The organism is Delftia sp. NA_296.1, from assembly GCF_052692095.1.
The window spans coordinates 374,716-397,150 of the sequence record NZ_JBQZGF010000001.1 but is presented as its reverse complement, the minus strand read 5'-3'; the positions used below and the strand labels follow the sequence as shown (position 1 = coordinate 397,150).

The following is a 22,435-nucleotide window of genomic DNA, read 5'->3' as shown; positions in this document are numbered from 1 at the left end:
ATGCAAAAAGGCCGGCCACCCAGAGGTGACCGGCCTTCGTTCATCAAGAATCCTGGGCCTGAGCGGGCTGCCTCAGGTGCAGTCCCCTCTCATGCCAGCTTCCCCAGTCCTGCCAGCAGCTTGTCCAGCGTGATCGGGTAGTCGCGCACCCGCACGCCGGTGGCGTTGTGGATGGCGTTGGCAATGGCTGCGCTCACGCCGCAGATACCCAGCTCGCCCACACCCTTTGCTTTCATGGGCGAGGCCATGGGATCGACCTCGTCCAGAAAGATCACTTCCTGGTGCGGGATGTCGGCATGCACGGGCACCTCGTAGCCTGCCAGGTCATGGTTGACGAAATAGCCCAGTCGCGTGTCCACGGCCAGCTCTTCCATCAGGGCCGCTCCCACGCCCATGGTCATGGCGCCGATGACCTGGCTGCGGGCCGTCTTGGGATTGAGGATGCGGCCGGCCGCGCAAACGGCCAGCATGCGGCGCACGCGGACCTCGGCGGTGAAGGCGTCCACGGCGACCTCCACGAAGTGCGCGCCAAAGGTGGACTGCTGCATCTTCTTGTCCAGCACGCCGAATTCGATGGCATCCTCGGCCGTCAGGTCGGCGTCGCTGGCAGCGCTGGCCAGGGCCCGGCGCTTGCCGCCCGCCTGCACATGCCCATCCGAGAATTCGGCCGTCGCCGGGTCCATGCCCAGCTTGCGCGCCACGGCCTCGCGCAGCTTCACGCACGCGGCATAGACGCCGGACGTGGCGCTGGCCGCACCCCATTGCCCGCCCGAGCCAGCCGAGACCGGAAAGCTGGAATCGCCCAGCCGCACGCGCACCTGCTGCAGCGGCAGGCCCAGCATCTCGGCCGCCGTCTGGGCAATGATGGTGTAGCTGCCCGTGCCGATGTCGGTCATGTCGGTTTCCACGGTGAGCATTCCCTGCCTGTCCAGGCGCACGCGGGCGGCGGACTTCATGACAGGCGCGCCACGGTAGGCGCCGGCCATGCCCAGGCCGATGAGCCAGCGCCCTTCGCGTCGTTGGGCCGGCTCGGGATTGCGCTGGCTCCATCCGAAGCGCTCGGCGCCCGTGCGCAGGCACTGCACGAATTCACGGCGGGAAAACGGTTTGTGCTCCTGGGCAGGGGTGCCCTCCTTCGCCTTGGGTTGCGGCTTCTTGCCGCTGTCCGGCACCACCTGGGTGTCGTTGCGGATGCGCAGCTCCACGGGATCGATGCCGAGCTTTTCCGCCAGCTCGTCCATGGCAACCTCCAGGGCCATGTGGCCCGTGGCCTCGCCCGGGGCACGCATGGCATTGGCCTCGGGCAGGTCCAGCACGGCCAGGCGCGTGGCGGTCATGCGATGGGTGCCGGCATACATGCGGCGGGTCTGGTCCACGGCACCGTCCGCCGATCCTCCGGACTGGTCGCCCGACCAGCTTTCGTGGCCGATGGCGGTGATTTTTCCGTCCTGCCCTGCCGCGATGCGCACACGCTGGATGGTGGCGGGGCGGTGCGTGGTGTTGTTGGCCATCAGTGGGCGCTGCAGTGCGACCTTGACGGGCCGGCCTGCCGCGCGGGCCCCAAGCGCGGCCAGCAGTGCATCGGCCCGCAGGAACAGCTTGCCGCCAAAACCGCCGCCAATGAATGGCGAGACCAGGCGCACTTTGTCCTTGGGAATGCCCAGCGTCTTTGCCAGCTCGCCCTGACCCCAGGCAATCATCTGGTTCGAGGTCCATACCGTGAGCTGGTCGCCCTTCCATGCGGCCAGCGTGGCATGGGGCTCCATCATGGCGTGCGACTGGTCGGGCGTGGTGTATGTGGCGTCCACCTTCACGGGGGCAGAGGCGAAGGCACCGTCGAAGTCACCAATGGCCGTATCCGGCGCATCGCCATTGATGCTGTCGGGTGGCACGGCGGAGTCCTTGGCCTTGGCCAGGTCATAGGCGCCAGCCACGGGCTCGTAGTCCACACGGACCAGTTGCGCGGCAGCGCGCGCCTGCTCGAAGGTCTCCGCCACCACCAGGGCCACGGCCTGGTGGTAGTGGGCCACCTGGGGGCCTGCCAGCAGCGGCGCGGTATTCATCTTGCCCTGGCCCAGCTTGCCAGCGGTCTGTGCGGTGACGATGGCGAGGACGCCGGGCGCGCGGCTTGCCTGCGCCAGCCCGATGCTGCGGATGCGGCCCTTGGCGATGGCCGAGCCCACCACATAGCCATAGGCCGGGTGCTGGACCACGTCATGCCGTTCATAGGCATACGGCGCCGTGCCGGTGGTCTTGAGCAGGCCGTCGATGCGGTTCATCGGCTGGCCGATAGTCTTGAGCTGGTCAATCGGGTTGAGGGTTGCAGGGGTGTCGAATTTCATGGCGTCAGCTCCTTGCCTGATGCAGCACGGCGGCGAGCGTGCGCTCGGCCAGCGGGAGTTTGAAGGCGTTGTCCTGCGTGGGCCGGGCGCCCGCCAGCAGGCGGTCGGCAACGGCCTTGGCGCCCTGCGGCATCAACGCTTCGGCAGCCTCCAGCCGCCAGGGCTTGTGCGCCACGCCGCCCAGGGCCACGCGCCCGCTGCCGTCGCGCTGCACGATGGCGGCCACCGACACCAGCGCAAACGCATAGGAGGCACGGTCACGCACCTTGTGATAGATGTGCGTGCCGCCCGGCGGGGGCGGCAGGGTGACGGAGGTGATCAGTTCGCCGGCCTGCAAGGCCGTCTCTACATGCGGCGTGCTGCCGGGCAGCCGGTGGAAGTCGGCAATGGGGATGACGCGGGCCTTGCCGTCGGCCTGGATGGTTTCCACCGTGGCGTCCAGCGCGCGCAGCGCCACGGCCATGTCGCTGGGGTGGGTGGCAATGCAGGCCTCGCTGCCGCCGATCACCGCATGCTGGCGGCTCACGCCGGCAATGGCCGAACAGCCGCTGCCCGGCACGCGCTTGTTGCACGGCATATTGGTGTCGTAGAAATACGGGCAGCGGGTGCGCTGCAGCAGATTGCCGCCCGTGGTGGCCATGTTGCGCAACTGGCCCGAGGCGCCGGCCACCAGGGCTCGGGTCAGCACGCCGTAGTCGCGCCGCACGCGCGCATGGGCGGCCAGGTCGCTGTTGCGCACCAGCGCGCCTATGCGCAAGCCGCCCTGCGCGGTGGGCTCCACGGTGTCCATGCCGGTGCCGTTCACATCGACCAGATGCACGGGGGTTTCTATCTGCAGCTTCATCAGGTCCAGCAGATTCGTGCCCCCGGCGATGAAGCGGGCGCCCGGCCGGGCCGCCACGGCGGCGGCAGCCTGCGCGGGGGATTGGGCGCGTTCGTAGGTGAAGGCAATCATGTCCTGCCCTCCCCCGCCACTTCGGTGATGGCATCGACGATGTTGGAATACGCCCCGCAGCGGCACAGATTGCCGCTCATGCGTTCACGCAGTTCATGGGCCGACACCAGGGGCTGGGCCACGATGTCTTCGCTGGCATGGCTGGGCATGCCGCGTTTGATTTCATCGAGCACGCCCACGGCAGAACAGATCTGCCCCGGCGTGCAGTAGCCGCACTGAAAACCGTCGTGCCGCACGAAGGCGGCCTGCATGGCGTGCGGGGATTGCGGCGTGCCCAGGCCTTCGATGGTGGTCACGGCGGCTCCCTGGTTCATCACGGCCAGGCTCAGGCAGGACACCACGCGCCGGCCATTGACCAGCACCGTGCAGGCCCCGCACTGGCCATGGTCGCAGCCTTTCTTGGTGCCGGTCAGGTGCAGATGCTCGCGCAGGGCGTCGAGCAGCGTGGTGCGGGTGTCCAGGTCCAGGCGGTGTTCCTGGCCGTTCACCTGCAGGGTGACGGGCAGTTGGACCCCTTCGGGGATGGAGGGAGGCTGCACTTGCGCGCCGGCCGATCGAGGCACGGCCGTTGCCGCAGCCGTGGAGGCACCTGCAATCAGCAGGTCCCTCCGCGAAACGGAAAGCTGGGTGTTGTGTTCCATGGGGCGTCCATCGTGTTGGCTCTTCGTGGGGCGTGCACACTGCTGCGAACACGCCACTCCAAGCATCGGTTCGGGACGCGCCCCGGGTTGTAGGTGATGGTCCAACATCCGGGACATCGGGTTGTCCGATGACGGATCAGCGCATGCAGACGTGCGAGGGCCCCCGGCCCATGCAAAGGCAGCGCCAGCAAGGCGCCCCAGCCTTTGCCGATGTACCCTGCCCCGGCTTTGCTCCGGCTTTGCTCCGGCTTTGCTCCGGCTTTGCTCCGGCTTTGCCCCGGCGATGGGCCTAGGCCGCAGGCGGCACGTCGCCGCGCTGCATGCGCTCGAAGGCCTTGTCGATTTCCTCGGAGCGTATGGCGCCAGCAGCCGGCGCGGGACGGCCCGCGCGCTGGGCGTCGATCTGCTCCTGCATGCGCGTGGCCACCTGCATCAGCACGCGGTGCAGGCCCAGCTGCTGGCGGCGGGCCTGGTCCAGGTGCGTGACCACGGGCTCCAGGGACTGGGCCAGCGACCGGGTCAGCAGTTGGCCCAGCATGTGGACCAGGGCCTGACGGTCCTGGGCGGCCTGTACCTCCGACGGGGTGCTGGCCTGGGTGCCGACGGGCTCGCTGGCCGCCCTTTGCGCCATCAACTCGCGTATGCCGTGCAGCGAGTCGCCTGCGGCGCTTTGCGTCTGCAGCAACTGGGCCAGCAGTGCCTGCAGCGCTTGCAGGAGCTGGGACTGTTCGGCATCCCGGGTGGCGGCGGCCTGAGCGGCCGCTGCCGATGCGTGGGCCTGGCCGGCGGCGTCTTCCTGCACCGCCTGCTGCCGGGACTGGGCCACCTCACGCGTGGCAGCGACCAGGTCGACCAGTTGCGCCGTCACGCGCGTGGCGGCGTCGGCATTGGCGCCGCCTGCGGCCTGGCGGCGCAGGAACTGCTGGCGTATCTGCTGCCAGCGGGCGCTGTCCTCGTCGCTCATCTGCCCGCGCAGCTCGGCGAGCTTGAGCAGGTTCTCCTCGGCGCCCGTGGTCAGCATCTGCGCTTCGCCCTGGTAGTGGTCGGCCAGCATCTGCTGCATTTCCTGGTCGTTCATCACGGGCGTGATCTTCTCGGCCAGCTTGTTCATGTTGCGGTAGCTGCCCTGCAGCCGGAAGGCCGGCTCGGTGCGGTAGCCGTCGTCCTGCGCGGCGCTCTGGATGTACTGCTGGTTGACCTTGAACACCAGCTCGCGCACCTGCACCATGCGGGCCAGCACGGCCTCGATCTCGCGCAGCTCGGCCGATGAGTAGTCGTGCGACAGCGCATTGCCCGAGACCTCCCGGCCCTGCGCCTTGTCCAGCAGCAGGTACAGGTCCTGCAGGCTGCGCGTGGCCATCGGCGCCAGCACGGCGTTCGAGGTCATGCTGTTTTCGATGTAGCTGAGCTTGAACACCTCCTGCATTCCGCCCAGCACATCGCCCAGGTTGTAGATGTCGGCACGGTTGGCCAGCATGTCGGGAATCTTGAAGACCTCGCCCGACTCGGTGTACGGATTGCCCGACATCACCACGCAAAAGCGCTTGCCGCGCATGTCGTGGGTGCGGGTCTGGCCCTTCCACACGCCCTCGATGCGGCGCGTGCCGTCCGACAGCGAGATGAATTTCTGCAGGAACTCGGGGTGCGTGTGCTGTATGTCGTCGATGTACAGCATCACGTTGTTGGCCATCTCCAGCGCCAGGTTGAGCTTTTCCAGTTCCTTGGCCGCCGTGGCGTCCGGCGCCTGGGCCGGGTCCAGCGAGCGCACGGAGTGGCCCAGCGCCGGGCCGTTGATCTTCATGAAGATCAGGCCCAGCCGGTTGGCCACGTACTCCATCAGCGTGGTCTTGCCGTAGCCGGGCGGCGAGATCATCATCAGCAGGCCCATCTGGTCGGTGCGCTTGTTCTCGCCGGCCACGCCGATCTGCTTGGCCAGGTTGTCGCCGATCACGGGCAGGTAGATCTCGTTGATGAGCCGGTTGCGCACAAAGGACGACAGCGGCCGGGCCTTGAATTCCTCCACCCGCACGCGCGAGCGCCAGTCCTGCAGCAGCTGCTGGCGCAGCGCCTGGTAGCGGCCGAATTCGGGAACAAAGGTTCGGAAATGGCGCGCGGCGCGCTGGCCCAGGTCGTCGATCTGCAGCCACATGCGGCCGTCCGCAATGCGCGGATGCTGGCCCAGCAGGCCCGGCACTTCGTGGCGCAGGTCCACGCTGCTGACCTTGCAGGGCAACTGGCCGGCACAGCACAGCCATGCCGCAGCCTCGCCGCAATAGGCCAGCCAGGCCTGCCCTTGCCCGTCGTCCAGCGTGCGGCAGGCGGTCTGCAGCCAGTGCAGCGCGCTGCGCCAGCGCTGGTCCAGCGGCGCCACGGCCTTGTCGCGCCGGTCCTCGCCCTGCCAGTAGACCTGCATTTCTTCCCAGCGCTGCAGCGGCTGGGCCTGCTGCTGCACGGCGGCCTGCAGCGCGGCAATGGCCGACTGGCTGTAGCTGGAGAAGGAAAAGCGCACGGCCTTTTGCGCCAGCTCGGCCTGCAGGTAGTCGGCGGCGCCGTGGATCAGGCTGTCGATATCGCTGTCTGCGGGCGCCGCCTGTCCTGGCAGCAGGTCGCGCAGCAGGCCCCGCTCTTCGGCATAGGCGCGCAGGCGCTCGGAGATGTCGGTGCGCAGGCTCAGCTGCTCGGCCTCGCTGCCGAACATCTGCTGCATGGCCTGGGCCTGCTGGGCGCGCAGCGGCCACTGCGCCATGGCGGCAGCCAGCTGCGGCTGCTGCACCTGGGCCTGTGCGCTCCAGAACAGCAGGGCCAGCGCACGGGCGTCGGGCGCAAAGCGCAGCACGCCGGCGGCATCGCGCAGGGGCAGCAGCACCTGCAGGATGCGGGCCGCATCATGGTCGTGGATGCCGCGCTCATAGCCTTCGCGGTAGCGCGGCGCGGAGAACTCGCGGATGGCCTGGGTCAGCGCCGCCTCGTCGGGCAGCAACTGGGCCAGCCGGGCCTCGCTCCAGCCGTCACGGCGCTGGCGCGCGGCCAGCACCACTTCCAGCGCCAGGTATTCGCCCCGGTAGAACTGCGGCGATTCGGCCGGCGTGGAAGCATCCCAGTAGGCCTGCAGGGCGGCCAGCTCCGGGTTGTCCATGGGCTCGAAATACTCGGTGCCGACCAGGTGCAGGAACAGTTCGCCGTTGCGCGGCAGCAGGGTCAGGTCCAGCTCCTGGTTGCCCACGCTGAAGCGGTGGCGGCCCAGGCGGATGATGGCGCCGTCGCCTTCGTACAGCTCGGTGCGGTCCTGCAGCGCTCGAAACGCCTGGTCGCGCAGGTTCTTGACGCGGCCGTCGATGTCGTCGGCCTTGACCGGGTCATGCAGTTGCTCGCGCAGGCGCTGGGCCAGCTCCTTGAGCTTGCCGATCAGCGGATCGCCTGCAAAAAAAGCATGCAGCGCGTCGGCGCTGGCGAGCTTTTCGGTGCGCTTGGGCAGGCTTTGCACGATGCGCAGGGCCGCGTCCAGCACGCCTTGCGCCTTGCGCTGGCGCTCGTCCTGCAGCGACTGGCGGCGCGCCTCGAAGCTCTCCAGCACCTCCTCGCGCTTGGCCATGATGTCGCCAAGGAACTGCTCGTGCTCGCCAAAGCGGCTTTCGATTTCCTCCAGCTGCACCAGCAGGCGCGCCAGCTGCTCGTCGCATTTCTCGGGCGTCTGCGCCAGGCCCAGGGCGCTGACGATGCTTTGCGAGAACAGCGCCAGCTGGGCGGCGAACTGGGCCACGTTCTCGGCGCCGCCCAGGCCCGACCTGCGCTGCTCGGCGCGTGCACGCACCTGGTTCAGGCGCGCGTAGACGGCCGAGATGCGATCCACCACCTGGGTGCGCTGCGTGGCGTCGTCGATGGACAGGCTGCCCATGAGCTCGGACAGCATGTCCAGCGCAGCCGCCATGTCGGCCATGCGCGCCAGCGGCTCGTTGATCTGCGCCACCGTGGCTGCCGCCTGCGCGGCCTGGTCCAGTGCCTGCAGCTGGTCGGCATAGGGCTGCATGGCCTCGTCGGTGGCAATGAAGGCGGCCGTGCGCTGGGAGACTTCGGCCTGGGCCTCGTTGACGCCCTGCACCATGGTGTCGATGGCGGCCTGGTCCACATAGCGCAGGTCGCGCGTGGCCATGAGCTGGCCGCGCAACTGGCCCAGCTGGGTGAGCGCGTCCACGTACTCGCCAATGCTTTTCCAGTCGGCCAGCCGCAGTGTTTTGAGCAACTGGCCGTGGCGGCTGGAAACCTCGCCCATGGCCTTGGCCGAGGCGTTGCGGATGCTCTCGACCTTTTCGTACTCGTCGATGACCGCATCACCCGTGGCGACGATGCCCAGCAGGGTCTCGTGCACACCCTTGAGCTGCGGCGCGCCCAGCCAGTGGTAGCGCTCGAACAGGCGGCGCGCGGCGTCGATCAGGCGCTCGTAGCGCGGCAGCGAGACCTCGGTGGCCGCGATTTCCTTGCGCACGCTGTACAGGTCGGAGATGCCGCTGACCAGCTCGGCATTGCCGATGCGGCCCAGGAAGCTGTCGCGCTGCGGCTGGCGTGCCGCATAGTCGTCCGAGGCGAAGGGCGTGCGCCAGACCTGCATGGGGTGCACGCGCGAGGCCTCGTTGCTCTCGGCCGCGAAGATGACGACGCGCCCGTCGTCCATGCGCGCATAGCCGTGGCCGATGATGGGCGGCTGCAGGGCGCGCTCGATCAGGTTGTACTTGAACAGCGCCATGCGCCCGCTCTCGGGCTCGTAGAACACGTAGAGCACATCCTCGCCGTTGGGCGAGCGGATGCTGCGCCGGTAGCGCATGCCCTGCATGTTCTGCTCGAACGAGCGGTTCTCGCCGCTTTGCAGGTAGTAGCCGCCGGGGAAGATGATGCCGTGGTCCTGCGGCAGCTGGATGCAGGCCGCGCCGATGGCGTCCATGCGCAGAACCTGGCGCGACAGGGTGTTGAAGATCAGGTAGCGCCACTGCTCTTCGCGGTAGGGCAGGATCTTCAGCAGGATCAGGCTGCCGACGGCGGCGTACTCGAACACGGCGTCGTCCAGCGACTGGTTCTTCTCCTGCACGGGCTCGCTGTAGATGCCCAGTCCGTCGTTGGTGTTGTTCTCGACCTTGATGGTCAGCGTGCCGCCCAGGGTCTCGACGAAGACCTTGTCCAGCACGTTGATGTGCGGGTGGCGCCCCTGCACCAGTTGCTCGCGCCCGGCGCGCTGCCATTCGAAGTCATGGGGCGCAGGCAGTTCGATGTCGCGCTCGCCGCGGTTGTCTATGTAGCGGATGGGCTGGCCGTCCACGGGCACGGACCAGCGGAACACGCGCACATCGGACAGGCGCTCGCCGATCTGAAAGCTCGCCAGCAGCTTGCCGTCGCGCACGGCCAGCTGCATCAGCCGGGTGTTCTTGTAGTAGGCGTACAGCTCCTGGAAGTCCTGCACGAAGCTCTGTATGCCCAGAAAGCTGTCCTTGAGATCGACCGGCGTGACCTCGTAGCCCTGCTCTCCCTCGTGCAGGCGGTACAGCACGAACACGTCTTCCACGCGCGTGGACTGCTTCAGGCCCATGAAGACGTTGTAGCCAAACAGCAGGTAGCCGCCGACCTGGGCGATGTCGCGGCCCAGGCAGTTGTTTTCGGTGCGCACGCGCATGCGCCCGATGACTTCCATCTGGCTGCGGCCGAATTCCTCCAGCCGCTCCTCGTTGAGCTGGCGTGCCAGCGTCTCCAGCGCCTGCCCCTGGCCGTCAAGGCGCTTGGCCAGCACTTCGTAGGAGCCGCCGCTGGCGACTGCCTGGTCCACGGCAGAGGCCGCGGTGTCGGGGGACAGGGACTGTGAGGACGATGGGGACGGTTGGGACATGGGCGTCACGGGCTTTCGCGTGTCAGGGACCATTCACGCCCTCCCCGGCCAGCTGACTGGCAGGCAGGCGGGCGGAGGAAGGCGGATGCGGGAGGCTGGGCAGCCGGTGGAGGGAGCGGCCGGGCGGCCGCCCCGTTCAGTCGACCCTCTGCGTGGGCGGCAGGCCCTTGCCGTCGCCCAGCGCGTTCAGCAGCGATGCGCCGCCCTTGCCGCTGAGGAACTTGCTGATCAGGTCCTGCACGATGGGGCTCTTGCCCGCCACGCCTTCCACGGCCTTGCCCACGGACAGCGCCTTGGCGAAGTTGTCGAAGAAGGCGCCCTCGCCGCCCACGATGTCGATGTTGGCCTTGCTGAGCGCGGCCGACAGCACCTCGGACTGGTCCTTGGCCACGCTCTTGTTGGCTTCGATGGCGGCCAGCGCCTGCTCGAAGTTCTTCTCCAGCTGCATGCGGAACTCCTCATGCGAGCGCGCCTGGTCGGACAGCGAGGCCAGCGCGGTGAACTTCTCGGTCAGGCCCTTGGCTTCGGCGAAGAGCTTGTCGCGCAGCACATCGGCCTCGGACATGCCCACGTCGCGCGTGACCGTGGCCTTGGTGGCGCCCACCTGGGCTTCGCCGCGCGCCTGGGCCAGCAGGCGTTCTTCCAGCACCTTGGCATCGGCCAGGCCCTGCTTTTCGTTGGCGTCGGCCGTGGCCTCGATGACGCGCGCCTCGGCCAGGCCCTTTTCCTGATGGCCCTTGGCTTCGGCCATCAGCTTCTCGGCAATCACGCGGGCCTGGGCCAGGCCTTCCTTTTCCAGGGCGGCGGCGGTGACTTCGCGCACCTTGGCATCGGCCAGGCCGGGCGCGGCGCGCTCGACCTCGATGGCCTCGGCCAGCTTCTTCTTGGCTTCAGCGGTCTTGCTGGCCGCTTCCAGCTCGGCCTGGGCCATGGTCGTGACTTCCACGGCCTTGTGGCGCGAGGAAGCCTCTTCGGCCTCGGCCTTCTTGACCTGGCGCACCATGTCTTCCTCGGCCTGGGCCTGGGCGGTCAGCACGGTGACCTGCTTCATGCGCTCGGCCTCGGAGACCACGCGCACTTCCTTGATGCGTTCCTCTTCCTGGGCCACGGACTTCTCCACCACCACGCGCTCGCGCACCACGTTGGCGATGTTGGCCTTCTCGACCTCGATGGCCTTTTCCTTCTCGATGCGCTGCAGCTCCACCTCGCGCTGGCGGGCCACGATCTCCAGCTCCTTGGCGCGCGTGACCTTCTCGACCTCGATCACCACGGCACGCTCACGGTTTTGCTGGGCCACGGCCACTTCGCGCTGGCGGTTTTCCTCGCGGATGTCCAGTTGCTCCTGGGTCTGGATGCGCGCCTGCTCGGCCTTCAGGCGCTCTTCTTCCTGCACCTTCTGGGTTTCGGCCTGCTCGCGGGCCTGGATGGTGGCGATCTCGCGCTTTTGGCGCGCCTCGGCATCGGCCTGCTGGCGCTCCAGCGCCAGCATGGCTTCCTTGGTCTCCACGTTCTTCTTGGTGATGGCCAGGTCGGAGTTGCGCTCGAGCTCGTTGGTGACGATGTTCTGGTTGGCCGTCAGCTCGGTAATCTTGCGGATGCCCTCGGCGTCCAGGATGTTGTTGGGGTCCAGCGAGGACTTGGGCGTCTGCTCCAGGTAGTCGATGGCCACGTCTTCCAGCACATAGCCGTTGAGGTCGTTGCCGATGACATGGATGATCTGGTCACGGAAATCCTGGCGGTTCTCGAACAGCTTGACGAACTCGATCTGCTTGCCCACGGTCTTGAGCGCCTCGGAGAACTTGGCGTTGAACAGCTCGTTGACGGCCGTCTTGTCCGAGGCCCGGTCCACGCCGATGGCCTTGGCCACCTTGAGCACGTCTTCCGCCGTTTCATTGACGCGCAGGTAAAAGGCCACGGTGATGTCGGCGCGCATGTTGTCGCGGCAGATCAGGCCTTCCTTGCCGCGCCGGTCGATCTCCAGCGTCAGCAGCGAGATCTGCATGAACTCCTTCTTGTGGATCACCGGCAGCACCAGGCCGCCCGTGAACTTGACCTTGGGCTGCGACGTGGTGTCGTTGATGATCAGCGCCGTGCCCTGCGGAACCTTGATGTAGAAGGCCTTGACCAGGGCGAACAGCCCGAGGATGACGACGAAGACGGAACCGATCACCACCCCGGCGACGATGTACCACTCCATGTTGCTCATGTTCATGCGAATCTCCCCTGTGAATTGCTATCTGTGAAAACGCTGAAAAAACGGAAAGGCCGCGCCCGCCGAACGGACACTCGGGCCTTGTGGGAATCCCGGAACTAGCGCGGCAGCTCGGTGCCGTCGAACTCGGCCTTGCTGACCACGCGCCAGGCGTTGTGCTCGGGCAGGTGCTCGATGAGCACGATCTCGGTGCCCCGGCCCAATGCGCGCTCGGGCGAGCGCATCTGCACGTTCAGGCCCGCGCCGCCGTCCTCGACACTGCCGTAGCCCTGCGTGCCGTCCACCACGGCGCTGCGCACCAGGCCGGTTCGGCCCAGCAGCACCTTGGGCTCCTCTGCTGGCGCCACCTTGTTGACGATGCCCCGCAGCGGGCGCAGCAGCAGCACGGTGGCGGCAAAGCCCAGCACCATGGCTGCCGCAGCCACCAGGGAGCCGGTCAGCAGGTTCACCAGGGTCCAGCCCTGGGGCATGGGCACGAAATGGCACAGCACATACGAGGCCAGCCAGGACATCAGGAAGAGCGCGGTGAGGATGACCGTGAGCGGAATGCCGCCCAGCCCCACCTTGAGCAGCAGCCCGGCCAGCGCGCTGACCGAATGCTCCACGCCGTGCGCATGGTCGCTGCCGTCGAACAGCACCCAGTGGTCCAGCGAGTCCACCTCCAGCAGGCCCAGCATGGCGATCAGCCAGTACAGCAGCATGAACAGCAGCAAGGCGCCAAAGATGAAAGTCGGAAAGCCAAACGCGTATTGCAGGAACGCAGACATGTTTTTCCCCTCCCCTCAAATCCGGCAGCCAAGGCGGCAGGCCTGGCAGTGCCTGCCTGGACAACGGCCGCGCATCAAGCGTTTTTTCCGCCAGTTGCGGCGCGCTGCGCCTTCAGGCGTTCCAGCACCGACTGCGCATTGCCCGCCTGGGGCGTGATGCCGGCAGCGCGCAGCTTGGCATCCAGCGCATCTTCGCTGCTGTCGCGCGCCAGCTCGGCCGCACTTTCCATGCGCGCACCGCGCTCGGCCTGCTTTTGCTTGATGCGCTCCAGAGAATCCAGCGCGCTTTGCACGCGCGTCTGCGAGCCTGCGTAGCGGCCGGCCACCGTGGCCTGGGCGCGCTGCACGCTTTCCGTGGCCTTGACCGTGTCGGCCTGCTGCTTGAGGCGCTTGATATGCGTTTGCGCCGTCTGTATGGCCACGCGCAGCTGCTCCACGCTTTGCGTGTAGGCGTCCAGCTGGGATTGCTCCTCGTCGCGCTGTGTCTCCAGCACGGAGACCTTGCCGGCCACTTCCAGCGCCAGCGCCTCGTCGCTGGTGTCCAGCGCCTTGACGGCATAGCCCTCGTACTCGGCAATGCGTTCCTGGGTCTGCTTGAGCTTGCCGGCCGCCAGCTTTTGCTTGGCCATGATGTCGGCCAGCGCTTCCTTGGACTTGTTCAGGTCGCTGTCGGCATCGCGGATTTCCTGGTCCAGGATGCGCAGGGCCTGGCTGTCGGTCACCGCCTCGCCGGCCTCGTGGGCGGCGCCGCGCAACGCTGTCACCAGCTTGTTCCAGATGGTCATGATGATCTCCTAGGGGCTCAGTGTCTTCAACGGGCGGGGCGTCAGGCCTGCACGGGGGCGGATGCGGATGCGGATGCGGGTGCGGGTACCGGCGTCAGGTAGTGGGCCAGTGCCTCGGTGGCCTGGATGACGCTGTCGGCCAGGGTCAGGATCTCGGCAATGATGTCGCCCTCGCTGCTGCTGGCGTGCAGGGCGGCGAACATCACATAGCCCTCGCCGCCGTGGGCCTGGGGTTCCAGCGCCATCGTGGTGAAGGGAAACAGTTTTTGCAGGCGCAGCATCTGCTCGTTGAGACCGGCGCGGTCGTGCACCTGGTCGGCGGGCCACAGAAAGGCCTCCACCACCAATTGGTCGCCCGAGAGCGCCACATGCACGGGCAGATCGCCGAATTCGGGCAGGCTGACCAGCAAACTTGCGTCTGCGCCTTCCAGCACCTCGATATGGAGCCGGCCGCCCTGCACCAGTGCCGATTGCTGCAGATCGCCCGCCAAGGCGTGAATATCCCGATATGCCTGTCTGCTGTTGTCCATGCCGCCCTCCTGGTGGATGAGAACCATTGATTCCGGTTGCAATCCCGGCACGCGCATTTGCTTTTCCAATTGCTGCAATGCCGCGCCGTACTCTGGAAGAATCCAGACCTCCTTTTTCACCAGCCCCTGTTCGCGCAGCCGTTGCCGGTGCAGGCGCTGGTAATGGGCTGATGTCTTTTGTTCCATGCGGATACCATAGCGGCCATTACATGTGATGTCTACATGTAATGGCGATCAATTTGTAAACGGATATGTAAACCGAGTGGCGCAATGGCCGGCTTTGCGCAGGCCACGGCCCGCCTTTGCGTTCTGGCAAATCGCCATCAAGAATTCATTTTTTCTACCGAAAACCATTTATCAACAATTTTTCCTATCAACCACGGGAGCGCCCAGGCGCGGACTGCGGCGGCGGCGGCGCAGGGCTGCGAAGGCACTGCACAATGGCCGCTGTCGCAGGCAGATCCGGCCCTTGGCTGCCCGGCGCACGCTACGGAAACCTCTGCATGCCCGCCTTCAGGCTCTCACTTCGCACGGCAGTCACAGCCCCCTTCATAGCGGTGTTCGTGGTCACGGCCGGGCTATTGGCGGCATGGCAGCAGCGCCAGGTGGACCAACTCATCAACCGCGAAAGCCTGCGGCTGCTCGACTCCCTGTCCACCACCACGCGCCACCAATTGGCCGATTACCTGGAGACCCCGCTGCGCGTGCAGCAGGCCCTGGCCGAGACCGTGGCCCGGCAGGCGCTCTACACCCCCGGCGACCTGCGTCCCATCTATGGCTATCTGACACGCTCATTCACCGAGCTGTATGCCCAGCACCACCAGATCAGCCTGTTGAGCTTTGGCGGCGCACAAGGTGAATACACGGGGGTGCGGCTGGAGCCTGATGGCCGCTACCGCCTGATTCTTCAGGACCGCAGCACCCAGGGCGCCCTGCAGATCTTCGAGGGGCTGGAGCCCGGCCCACCCATGTCCAGCCTTGCCGGCTACGACCCCCGCGTGCGCCCCTGGTACCAGCCTGCCATCCACAAAGACGGCCCGCACTGGTCGCCCATCTACACGGTGACTGGCGACCGCGGCGATACCACGATTTCCGCATCCACTTCAGTGCGGGTGTCCGGCCAGCTGGCCGGCGTGGTGGCTGCCGATGTGCGGCTGAGCAGCATGAACCGCTTTCTGCGCGACGAGCCCTTGCGTGGCAATGGCCATATCGCCGTGGTCGACGCACAGGGCTACATGGTGGCGCACTCGTCCGAGCTGTCGGTGCTGAAGCGGCGTGAAGGCCCCTATGACCCGCCCGTGCGCCTGCGGCTGTCCGAAAGCCCCGATCTTGCGCTGCGCAGCCTGGCCGCCCTGTTGCCTCCCCATCTGAGCGCGGATTCATCGGCGCCAGCGGGCCCCGAGAACACCATCAACCTGAGCTTCAAGGAGCAGGGGCAGATCTACCACGGCCAGGTCACCGCCTTCCACGATGCACGCGGCATCGACTGGCGGATCCTGGTGCTGCAGCCCGAATCCGATCTGGTCAGCAGCATGCGGGCGGACAGCCGCCATGCGCTGGTCCTCGCTTTCGGCCTGGCCTTGCTGGGACTGGGGCTGGGCGTGTGGTGCCTGCGCCGGGCGCTGCGCCCCCTGGCGGTGACGGCCGATGCGGCCAACCGCCTGGCCAAGGGCGACTGGAGCGCGGTAGGGGCGCTGCCGGATACGTCCCTGGTCGAGACATCGTCCCTGGTTTCGGCCTTCCACAACATGGCGCAGCGGCTGCAGGAATCGTTCGAGCACATGCGCACCCTGCTGCAGTACGACAGCCTGACGCAGCTGCTCACGCGCGCCGGCCTGATCGAGCAGGCCGATGCGGCGGCAGCCGCCAACACGCCCTGCCCTGCAGCGCTGTGCCTGCTGGAGCTGCAGAATTTCCGCAGCGTCCGCGACGATGTGGGCCACGGCACGGGCGAGCAGTTGCTGCGGGCCGTGGCCGAGCGGCTGCGCAACCACCATCTGCAGTTTCCTGCCCTGCTGGCGCGCACGGCCAGCAACGAGTTCGCCATGCTGTGGCTGCATGACTGCACGCCGCAGCAGATGCAGGACAAATGCCGCCATCTGCTGGAAATCTTCGACCAGCCATTTTCCGTGGGCAAGGACGACATCGTGCTGCGCGCCTGCGCGGGCGCCGTCAGCGGCGAGCTGCTGCCGGGCGCGCTGCCCGAGTGGCTGCGCAACGCCAGCATTGCGCTGGGTGAGGCGCAGCGCGGCTCGCACCCCTTCCTGCTGTTCGAGCCCAGCCTGGCGCAGAAAATGCTGGGCCGCACGCAGCTGGCCATGGAGCTGCGCCAGGCGGTGGAGCGCAACGAGCTGCGCGTGTTCTACCAGCCCGTGGTGGACCTGGCCACGGGCAGCATGGTCGGCGCCGAGGCCCTGGTGCGCTGGAACAGCCCGACGCGCGGCATGGTGCCGCCCGGCGTCTTCATTCCGGTGGCCGAGGAGTCGGACCTGATCCTGAGCGTGGGCGAATGGGTGCTGCGCACGGCGGCGCACGACATCGCCTCCCACCTGCCCCGGCTGCCTGCTGACTTCGAGCTGCACGTCAACATGTCGGCACGCGAGCTCATCCAGTCCGACTTCGCCTCCACGCTGGAGCAGGCACTGGCCACCAGCGGCCTGCCCGCCCGGTTGCTGACCCTGGAGCTGACGGAGTCCATGCTGCTGGACGACAGCGACGCCACGCTGCAGCGCATTGCCGCCATCCGCGCGCTGGGCGTGAAGATTGCCATTGACGACTTCGGCACCGGCTACTCCTCCCTGGCCTATCTCAGCCGCCTGCGCTTTGACTGCATCAAGATCGACCAGAGCTTCGTCGGCCAGTTGCCGGAGTCCGAATCCGACAAGTCCATCGTGACCGCCGTGCTGCGCATCGCCCAGGGCTTTGGCGTCAAGGTCGTGGCCGAAGGCGTGGAGGAGCAGGCCCAGGCCAGGCTGCTGCATGCCCTGGGCTGCGAGCATGCACAGGGCTATCTGTTCGAGCGGCCGGTGCCGCTGGCGCAGATGCTGGAGTACCGCTCTCCCTGGCCCGAGTGAGCCACCAGTGGGCCACCAGGGAGTCGCTGGTGAGCCGCTGCTGCCTTGTGGGGCCCTGCCTGTCGGCTTTGGCTGACGTGTGCCGCTTGCATGATCCGGTGCACATGCAGGTGCAATCCACGAAACAATCGGCGCCTGTTCCAGCCTCCCGCCTTCCATGACGCCCACCTATTCCGAGAGCCAGCCGCCCCCGCCCCGTCTGGACCCCGCCGGCCCCATCCACCTGATCGTGCCGCTGCGCCCAGGCGCCGACCTGGAACAGCTGCGCGCCCGCCTCACCAGCGTGCCCGCGCTGCAGCAGCGCAGCGTTCAGTGGCATGTGCCTGGCGCACGCGCCGACATCGTGCACCTGGCCGCCCGCGCCGTGGACAGGGCCAGCCAGGATGGCGGCCTGGTCGTGGCCGCCGGCGGTGACGGCACCATCAATGCGGTGGCCGCCGCAGCCTGGGCGCGGGGCGTGCCCATGGGCGTGGTTCCGCTGGGCACCTTCAACTACTTCGCCCGCGAGCAGGCGCTGTCGCTGGAGCCTGCCCAGGCCGTGCAGGACATTCTTCAGGCATTGCAGGCCGGCCAGATGCGGCCCGTGAACGTGGGCCTGGTCAACGAACGGCTGTTCCTGGTGAACGCCAGCCTGGGCCTGTACCCGCGCCTGCTGGACGAACGCGAACGCGCGTCCACACGTTTTGGCCGCACGCGGCTGGTGGCCATTGCGGCCTCGATCTGGAGCATTCTTCGCGGTGGCAGCGCACGCCGCTGGCGCATCGCCCTGCGCGCCGACCGCCAGGCGCCGCTGCAGCAGCAGGAGCACCTGGCCAGCACACTGTTCGTGGGCAACAACCCGATGCAACTGGAGCGCGTGGGCATTGCCGAAGCCCGCGCCGTGGCCGACGGCCAGCACCTGGCCGCCGTGCTGCTGCTGCCGCAGGCCAGCGAGGCCCCGGCGCGCGTGGTCTGGAATGCCGTCTTGGGAAGGCTGGCGCAGGACGATGCCGTGGCCAGCCTGGCCTGCACCGAGCTGGTGGCAGAGCCCGCAGGCCGGCGCCCGCGGCGCCTGAAGGTGGCCTTTGATGGCGAGCGCGAATGGATGGCGCCGCCCATTCGTTTTCGCCTGGGCGAGAAGCCGCTGTGGCTGGTCGTGCCGGGTGAGGCCGCTCCCTCCTCCTGATCATCAAGGGACAAGGAACGCCCATGGCTTTGCTCATGCATATGTCGGACCTGCATTTCGGCGCCCACGATCCGGCCGTGTGCGCCGCCGCGGCAAGACTGGCCGCACGTCTGCCCGTGGCGCTGCTGGTGGTCTCCGGCGACCTGACCCAGCGTGCCACGGCCGCGCAGTTTGCCCAGGCGCGCGAGTTTCTCGATGCGCTTCCCGTACCGCGCCGCCTGGTTGTGCCGGGCAACCACGATCTGCCGTTGCTTGCCTGGTGGGAGCGGCTGGGCGGCCATGCCCATGATCGCTACGCCCGCTGGATCAGCGACGAACTGCAGCCCTGGTGCGCAGAGCAGGGCTTTTGCGTGATTGGCGTGGACACCACGCGCTGGTGGCGCCACCAGCGCGGCAGCCTGTCGGCCAGCCAGATTCGGCAGGTGGCCCAAAGGCTGGCGCAGGCCAGCCCCGGCGACTGGCGCATTGTGGTCGGCCACCACCCGCTGGCAGCCGCCCATGCGCAGGACCGCAGCCACCGCCCGCACCGCGCAGCGACGGCCCTGGCGGCCTGGCGCGACGCCGGAGCGCAGTTGGTGCTGTCAGGCCATGGACATGACCCCGGCCTGGTCCAGCCGCTGCCGGGGCTGTGGGCGGCGCAGGCGGGCACTGCGGTATCGCTGCGGCTGCGCGCGCATGCGCCCAACAGCCTTTTCACGCTGGAGCAGCAAGAGGACTCGGCTGGACAGGACCTGGCCCGGCGCCGCGAGCTCACGCGCTGGGACTATTCACGGCAGGCGGATGAATTCCTGCCCGTGCAAAAGCATGTTCTGGACCCGCCGCAGGCCTCCACCCGCTGAACGCGCGCAAACCTTGTTCTGGCGTTCTTCGTTGTATTGCACAATCCACAACCTCGGCTCCACGCAGGCGGCGGCAGAAAAGTTTGCATGCTGTCCTACGCGATGGCCGCCCGAGGGTGTGGATGATCAGCCCTCGTCAATGCTGCCTTTTTGATAGCAGCATGATGCACTGCAACAAAGAGATATGCGAATCCTGTACGTTGAAGACAATGCCGACCTGCGCGAAACCATTGGCCTGCTGATGGAGAGCGAATCGCGCTTCGTGACCAGTTGCGCCACCGCCGAGCAGGCCCTGGAACTGGATGCGGCCCAGCCTTTCGACGTGGTGGTTTCCGATGTCAGCCTGCCCGGCCTGTCAGGCACCGACCTGGCGCGGCAGCTGCTGGAGGCCGATGCCCAGCGCTGGATCATCCTGTGCTCCGGCTACGACCTGGGCCCCTACCCCACGGCCTGGGGCCCCCATGTGCGGACCCTGCTCAAGCCCTTCGAGATCGAGGACCTGGAGACGCTGCTGGACTCCATCCAGGAAGCGCTCGGCAACCCCGCCCACTGAAGCGTTCGCGCTTTCGCGCGCCCCGGCGCCCCCCCGGCGCCCCCCGACTCCCGCCGTCACAGCACGGCCTTGGAGCCTCCCACCGCCGCCTCGCGCGGCAATTCCACCCTGAAGCTGGTCACTCCGTCGGCGGAGCGCACATCGATGCGCCCGCCGTGCGAACGCACGATCTGGTGCGCAATGAACAGCCCCAGACCCAGTCCCTGGTGCTGGCCGGGTCGGCGTTCACCACCGCGAAACGGGTTGAACAGCGTGGGCAGCAGTTCCGCGGGAATGGTGCCGCCGTTGCGCACCGTGATGGACACGCGATCGCCCTGGCGGCCATCGGCCGTCACCTGCACCGGCTGCGCGGGATCTCCGTGGTGCATGGCATTGCCCAGCAGGTTGGTCAGCACCTGGCACAGGCGTTCGCCATCCCAGATGCCTTCCAGATTGCCCAGCATCTCGCTTTCCAGGCGCCGTTCCGGGAAGCCCGTCTCCACCTCCTGCAGCGTGCGCTGCAGCAACGTCTGCAGGCTGGCCGGCTGAGGCGACAGCGGCAGGCCTTCTGCCTGGCGGATGCGGGTCACGTCCAGCAGATCCTCGATCATGCGCGACATGCGCTGGCTGCTGCTGAGCATGCGCTCGGCCATGTTGGCCACCTTGCCGGGATCGGGCTGGCGCGTGAGCACAGTGGCCGCCGCCTTGATGGACTGCAGCGGCGTGCGCAGGTCGTGGCTGAGCACGGCCATGAACATCTCGTTGATGCGCAGCGCCTCGGTGCGCTCCTGCAGCTGCTGAGCCAGCGCCTGCTTGCGCTGGTGCAGCTCGAAGAACACGTTGGCCTTGGTGGTCAGCATGTGCGGGTCGATGGGCTTGTACAGAAAGTCCACGGCGCCGCTTTCATAGCCGCGGAATTGCCAGTTGTGCTCGCGCGAGCCGGCCGTCATGAAGATGAGCGGGATGTGGCGCGTGCGCTCGCTGCCGCGTATCAGCTCGGCCAGCTCGAAGCCGTTCATCTCGGGCATCTGCACGTCCAGCAGGGCCAGCGCCACATCGCCATGGTCGAGCAAAAGCTCCAGCGCCTCGGGGCCGGAATGCGCCTTGAGGAACTCGATGCCGTCGCGCTGCAGCAGCGCTTCGATGGCGATCAGATTCTCGGCAATGTCATCGACGATCAGGCATTTGACGCGATCTGTTTGGGACATGGATTCTCTCTCGGTATTTTGTCTGGTGGGAGCGCGCTGAATGGACATTCAAAGCCTCCCCTGGCCGTGCAGCGATGCGATGAGCGCGGCAATGCCCTGCGGCGCCAGCACCTGGGCCTGTGGCACGCGGGCCAGGGCCGCCCGCGGCATGGTCTGCATTGCGGCACTGTCTGGCGACTGCACCACGGCCAGGCCGCCGGCCGCGTGCACGCTGGCCATGCCCTGGGCGCCATCCTCGTTGGCGCCGGACAGCAGCACGGCCAGCAGGCGCTCGCCATAGCAGTCGGCAGCCGACTCGAACAGCACATCGATCGAGGGCCGCGAAAAATGCCAGGGCGCATCCAGCGACAGCGCCAGCCTGGGCCCGCTGTCCACCAGCAGGTGGTAGTCGGCCGGCGCAAAGTACAGGCAGCCCGGCTCCAGCCATTGCTGGTCCTGCACCTCGCGCACCGGCAGGGCGCAGCGCGGCCCAAAAAGCTGGCCCAGCAGGCTGCGCCGGTCGCGCGGCAGGTGCAGTACCACCAGCACCGAAGCGCGCAGGCTGGCGGGCAGCGTGGGCAGCACCACGGACAGCGCATCAAGCGCGCCGGCCGAGCCGCCGATCACGATGGCCTCGTAGGCTGTGGCGGCGTCCGAGGCGGGTGTGTTCGTGGTCGCGGGCATCACAGCCCGGCCCTCTTGCGGTAGATGCGGTCTTCGAGCACGAAGTCCTCGAAGGCCTCCGAATGTCCTGAAAACCGCAGCGACTCCTTGGAGCCCAGGCCCAGGAACCCGCGATGGCACAGCGCATCGCGGAACAGGCCCAGCGCCCGGTCCTGCAGCTCGCGCTCGAAATATATCAGCACGTTACGGCAGGACACCAGATGCATCTCGGCGAACACGCTGTCGGTGGCCAGGCTGTGGTCGGAGAACACCATGTGCTCGCGCAGCCCCTTGTCGAAGACCACACGGCCATAGCGCGCCGTGTAGTAGTGCGACAGCGAGCTGTGCCCGCCCGAGCGCGCATGGTTGTCGGTGAATGCTGCCACGCGCGCCATGTCGAACACGCCCTGCTCTGCCGCCTTCAGCGCATGGGGATTGATGTCGGTGGCGTAGATCAGGGTGCGGTCCAGCAGGCCCTCTTCATGCAGCAGGATGGCCAGCGAATACACCTCTTCGCCCGCGCTGCAGCCGGCCACCCAGACCTTGAGCGAGGGATAGGTGCGCAGCAGCGGCACGACCTCGGTGCGCAGCGAGCGGAAGTAGGTCGGGTCGCGGAACATGTCGCTGACCTGGACCGTGAGGTACTCGAGCAGGGCCGGGAACACGCTTGTATCGTGCAGCACACGGTCCTGCAGCTGCGACAGCGTCTTGCAGTCGAACTGCACCAGGGCCGACTGCAAGCGCCGCTTGAGCGAGGCCTGGGCGTAGCCCCGGAAGTCGTAGTGGTAGCGGTGGTAGATGGCGTCGATCAGCAGGCGCTGCTCGATGTCGGCGGTGCGGGCTTTTTTCAGCTGAGGCATCGCGTCCTCCTATT

General features: G+C 67.4%; 15 protein-coding genes. 4 read left to right on the top strand and 11 right to left on the bottom strand.

Annotation, left to right across the window (positions count from 1 at the left end):
• Positions 1-89: 89 nt before the first annotated feature.
• From paoC to ACUTR7_RS01920, 8 genes are all read right to left on the bottom strand, one after another.
• Positions 90-2,342, bottom strand: a complete 2,253-nt coding sequence (gene paoC, locus ACUTR7_RS01955) for an aldehyde oxidoreductase molybdenum-binding subunit PaoC (RefSeq protein WP_445607972.1) — start codon at positions 2,340-2,342, stop codon at positions 90-92.
• Positions 2,343-2,346: 4 nt separating this feature from the next.
• A complete protein-coding gene (locus ACUTR7_RS01950) occupies positions 2,347-3,297 on the bottom strand; it encodes an FAD binding domain-containing protein (protein WP_445607971.1) in 951 nt (316 codons plus the stop codon).
• Positions 3,294-3,938 (bottom strand): aldehyde dehydrogenase iron-sulfur subunit PaoA, encoded by a 645-nt coding sequence (gene paoA / locus ACUTR7_RS01945; RefSeq protein ID WP_016453395.1) that lies wholly within the window; start codon positions 3,936-3,938, stop codon positions 3,294-3,296. Before paoA ends, ACUTR7_RS01950 begins: the two co-directional genes overlap by 4 nt.
• A gap of 289 nt (positions 3,939-4,227) precedes the next feature.
• Positions 4,228-9,807 carry a DNA repair ATPase gene (locus ACUTR7_RS01940; protein ID WP_445607970.1) on the bottom strand — a complete coding sequence of 1,860 codons (5,580 nt, stop codon included), beginning with the start codon at positions 9,805-9,807 and terminating at the stop codon, positions 4,228-4,230.
• A gap of 136 nt (positions 9,808-9,943) precedes the next feature.
• Positions 9,944-12,019, bottom strand: coding sequence for a hypothetical protein (locus ACUTR7_RS01935; protein ID WP_012205645.1), 2,076 nt, complete (start codon positions 12,017-12,019; stop codon positions 9,944-9,946).
• A 98-nt stretch (positions 12,020-12,117) separates the two neighbouring features.
• Positions 12,118-12,786: a hypothetical protein gene (locus ACUTR7_RS01930; protein WP_013802385.1), complete on the bottom strand. Its 669-nt coding sequence runs from the start codon at positions 12,784-12,786 to the stop codon at positions 12,118-12,120.
• Between the two features lie 74 nt (positions 12,787-12,860).
• A complete protein-coding gene (locus tag ACUTR7_RS01925; RefSeq protein WP_012205647.1) occupies positions 12,861-13,571 on the bottom strand; it encodes a PspA/IM30 family protein in 711 nt (236 codons plus the stop codon).
• 41 nt (positions 13,572-13,612) lie between these two features.
• Positions 13,613-14,101 carry a YjfI family protein gene (locus tag ACUTR7_RS01920; RefSeq protein ID WP_445607969.1) on the bottom strand — a complete coding sequence of 163 codons (489 nt, stop codon included), beginning with the start codon at positions 14,099-14,101 and terminating at the stop codon, positions 13,613-13,615.
• 440 nt (positions 14,102-14,541) lie between these two features.
• Here ACUTR7_RS01920 and ACUTR7_RS01915 point away from each other — a divergent pair, with 440 nt between their 5' ends.
• The 4 genes from ACUTR7_RS01915 (at position 14,542) to ACUTR7_RS01900 (ending at position 19,732) form a co-directional block, all read left to right on the top strand.
• Positions 14,542-17,175: a bifunctional diguanylate cyclase/phosphodiesterase gene (locus ACUTR7_RS01915; protein WP_445607968.1), complete on the top strand. Its 2,634-nt coding sequence runs from the start codon at positions 14,542-14,544 to the stop codon at positions 17,173-17,175.
• Between the two features lie 157 nt (positions 17,176-17,332).
• Positions 17,333-18,340 (top strand): diacylglycerol/lipid kinase family protein, encoded by a 1,008-nt coding sequence (locus ACUTR7_RS01910; protein WP_445607967.1) that lies wholly within the window; start codon positions 17,333-17,335, stop codon positions 18,338-18,340.
• 23 nt (positions 18,341-18,363) lie between these two features.
• The gene (locus ACUTR7_RS01905) at positions 18,364-19,179 is read left to right on the top strand and encodes a metallophosphoesterase family protein (RefSeq protein WP_445607966.1); all 816 of its coding nucleotides are present in this window, start codon (positions 18,364-18,366) and stop codon (positions 19,177-19,179) included.
• Between the two features lie 184 nt (positions 19,180-19,363).
• A complete protein-coding gene (locus ACUTR7_RS01900; RefSeq protein WP_012205652.1) occupies positions 19,364-19,732 on the top strand; it encodes a response regulator in 369 nt (122 codons plus the stop codon).
• Between the two features lie 56 nt (positions 19,733-19,788).
• Here the strand turns inward: ACUTR7_RS01900 and ACUTR7_RS01895 are convergent, their stop codons facing one another.
• The 3 genes from ACUTR7_RS01895 to ACUTR7_RS01885 are packed head-to-tail and all read right to left on the bottom strand — an operon-like array spanning position 19,789 to position 22,421.
• Positions 19,789-20,919 carry a hybrid sensor histidine kinase/response regulator gene (locus ACUTR7_RS01895; protein ID WP_313238594.1) on the bottom strand — a complete coding sequence of 377 codons (1,131 nt, stop codon included), beginning with the start codon at positions 20,917-20,919 and terminating at the stop codon, positions 19,789-19,791.
• Between the two features lie 48 nt (positions 20,920-20,967).
• On the bottom strand, positions 20,968-21,582 hold the full coding sequence (locus tag ACUTR7_RS01890) for a chemotaxis protein CheB (protein WP_034393833.1): 615 nt from the start codon (positions 21,580-21,582) through the stop codon (positions 20,968-20,970).
• Positions 21,582-22,421 carry a CheR family methyltransferase gene (locus ACUTR7_RS01885; RefSeq protein ID WP_012205655.1) on the bottom strand — a complete coding sequence of 280 codons (840 nt, stop codon included), beginning with the start codon at positions 22,419-22,421 and terminating at the stop codon, positions 21,582-21,584. Before ACUTR7_RS01885 ends, ACUTR7_RS01890 begins: the two co-directional genes overlap by 1 nt.
• Positions 22,422-22,435 lie beyond the last annotated feature (14 nt).